This is a genomic window from Caulobacter sp. HMWF025 (assembly GCF_003060965.1).
Taxonomy (GTDB): Bacteria; Pseudomonadota; Alphaproteobacteria; order Caulobacterales; family Caulobacteraceae; genus Caulobacter.
Map to the genome: position 1 here is coordinate 1 of NZ_QAII01000055.1, position 2,735 is coordinate 2,735.

Annotated in this window: 3 protein-coding genes; all 3 read right to left on the bottom strand. The window is 67.2% G+C overall.

Going from position 1 to position 2,735, the window contains the following annotated elements; all coding sequences use genetic code 11:
• Positions 1-500 (bottom strand): TPM domain-containing protein (locus tag DBR10_RS07485; RefSeq protein ID WP_199225314.1); only part of this gene is annotated, 500 nt, incomplete at its 3' end.
• A 151-nt stretch (positions 501-651) separates the two neighbouring features.
• The gene (locus DBR10_RS07490) at positions 652-1,296 is read right to left on the bottom strand and encodes a LemA family protein (RefSeq protein ID WP_108505840.1); all 645 of its coding nucleotides are present in this window, start codon (positions 1,294-1,296) and stop codon (positions 652-654) included.
• Positions 1,297-1,464: 168 nt separating this feature from the next.
• The coding region (locus DBR10_RS07495) for an acyl-CoA dehydrogenase family protein (protein ID WP_199225315.1) at positions 1,465-2,735 on the bottom strand (1,271 nt) is incomplete at its 5' end.

Sequence of the window (2,735 nt, forward strand, 5' to 3'; positions counted from 1 at the left end):
TGGGCCACCGTCTGGGCGACATTGGCCCTGGCCTCGTCGTCCGGCAGGGACAGCTGCTTGAGAATCGCGTCGGTCCCGGCCACCACGCCGCCTTCGAGGTCGCCGGCCTTGAAGTTCGGGAGAATGGCGCTCTGGATGATGACGCTGGACAGGGCGTCGGTCAGCACCGGCTCGAGGCCGTAGCCGACCTCAATGCGGACCTTCTTTTCCGTCGGAGCCACCAGCAGGATGGCCCCGTCATCGCGGTCCTTGGCCCCCAGGCCCCAGGTGCGGCCCAGCTGGTAGCCATAGTCCTCGATCTCGTAGCCCTGCAGGCTGGGGACCGTGGCCACCACGAGCTGGCGGCCGGTGGAGTCCTCGAGGGCTTTCAGCTTGCCGGTGAGGTCGGCCTCGACCTGCGGCGACAGGATATTGGCCCCGTCGACCACCCGGCCGGACAGGGGCGGGAACTTCGGGGCGGCGAAGGCGGGCAGGGCGATGACCCACACAGCCAGGGCCATCAGCAGCAGCGTGCCAAACCCCGCCTTGTCATCCCGGCCGTAGCTCGCAGAGCGAAGAGCCGGGACCCAGGGGCGACCCCTGTGCGCCAGTCCCTGGGTCCCGGATAGCCTCTGCGAGGCTTCCGGGATGACAAGACTTTGGGTGATCACCTTACTGGGCCGGAGCCGGAGCCGGAGCCGAGGCCGGCGGGGCCGTATCGAAGCTGACGGTCGGGGCCGACTGGGCCGCCGCTGTGGCCTGGAACAGCTGGGCCGGCTTCTGGCTGGAATAGAGGGTCTTGGCCCACAGCACGCTCGGGAAGGTCCGCAGCGTCGTGTTGTAGACCTGGGCGGTCTGGTTGTAGTCGCGCCGGGCGATGGTGATGCGGTTCTCCGTCCCTTCCAGCTGGCTCTGCAGGGCCATGAAGTTCTGGTTCGACTTCAGGTCAGGATAGCTTTCCTGGATCATCATCAGCCGGCCGAGCACGCCCGACAGCTTGTCCTGGGCGGCGGCATACTGCTGGAACTGGGCCGGGTCAGTGATGGTCGAGGCATCGACCTTGACCTGGGTGGCGCTGGCCCGGGCCTGGGTGACCTCGACCAGCACGCCCTTTTCCTGGGCCGCATAGCCCTTCACCGTGGCGACGAGGTTGGGCACCAGGTCAGCGCGGCGCTGGTACTGGTTCTGCACCTCGGCCCAGGCGGCCTTGGTCGCCTCGTCCTGGGTGGGAATGGTGTTGACCCCACAGCCGGCCAGGCCGGCAGCCAGGGTGGCGACCAGCGTGAGGCGTACGGCGGTTTTGGCGAAAAGGTTCATTCAGCCCTCCATGGCCTCGTCTGCTCCGGACAACGCCCGAAACCGGCAAACGGGCCCGATTCAAGTCAGACGCGCCGTCGGGACCGGCCCGATGACGCTCGCATACCCACGTTAGATAGCGTGCCTGTTGATCGGCGTCATGGGCCGGCAGGTTAAACCTTCTCCATCTCAGAGCCCGGCTTCGGCGAAGGCCTTGCGGCGCGGGCCCAGAAAGCCGAACAGCCAGGCCGCGACCTTGCGGATCTGGATCTCCTCGCTGCCCTCGGTGATCCGGTAGCGGCGGTGGTGGCGATAGATGTGCTCGAACGGCTTGTGGCGCGAATAGCCTATGCCGCCATGCACCTGCATGGCCCGGTCGGCGGCCTCGCAGACCAGGCGGTTGGCCTGGTAGTTACACATCGAGACCTTGTCGGAGAGGCGCTTTTCGACCTCCGGCTTGGTCATCTGGTCCATCTCCCAGGCGGTCTTGCGGATCAGCAGACGCAGCATCTCGGCGGTGCTGGCCAGCTCGACCAGCGGGAACTGGATGGCCTGGTTGTCTGCCAGCGGCTTGCCGAAGGGTTTGCGGACCCGGGCATATTTGACGCTCTCCTCGATGCAGAACACCGCCGCGCCCAGGCTGGAGGCCGCCTGGCGGATGCGGTTTTCGTGCACGAAGTGCTGGGCCAGGGCCAGGCCGCCGCCCTCGGGTCCGAACATCGCCGAGTCCGGGACCCAGACCTGGGTGAAGCTGACCCTCGGGTGGTCGGTCGGCATGTTGAAGGTCCAGAGATACTCCTCGATCTTCACCCCCGGCGCATGGGCCGGCACGAGGAAGGCGGTGATTCCCCTGGCGTCGCCGTCCTCGCCGCTGGTGCGGGCGAACAGGCAGCAGTGGGTCGCGGCGTGCATGCCGGTGGTCCACATCTTCTCGCCGTTGATCCGCCAGCCGCTCTCGCCCTTGTGGTCCTCGCGGACCGCGCGGGTTTCCATGAAGGTGGCGTCCGAGCCGTGATCGGGTTCGGTCAGGCCGAAAGTCGGGCGGAAAGCGCCCCGGTCGAGCATGTCGCTGATCAGGTGCTGCTGGTCGGGCCGTCCGAAGTCGCGGATCATCAGCACGAACGGATTGTTGCCGACGATCGAGTGCTCGTTCTGCAGGTCGTTGAACAGGCCGAGCCCCTTGCTGGCCAGGTGCTCGCGGATCACGGCCATCCAGAGATTCGAGCCGTCCTGGCCGCCGAAGGCTTTGGGCAGGGCAAAGCGATAGTGACCGGCGGTGTCGGCCAGCTTGCGGGCCTTGCCCAGGAGTTCCTCCCAATCGTGGCGGGGCAGGCCGCCGGCGTCCCAGTCGGTGCGGGCCCATTCGCGCCGGTGGTCAAAGAAGCGCTCGTTGTCGTCACGGGCCTGCAGCGGCGCGATCTCGTCGGCGATGAACTGATCCAGGACCGCCAGATAGGCGG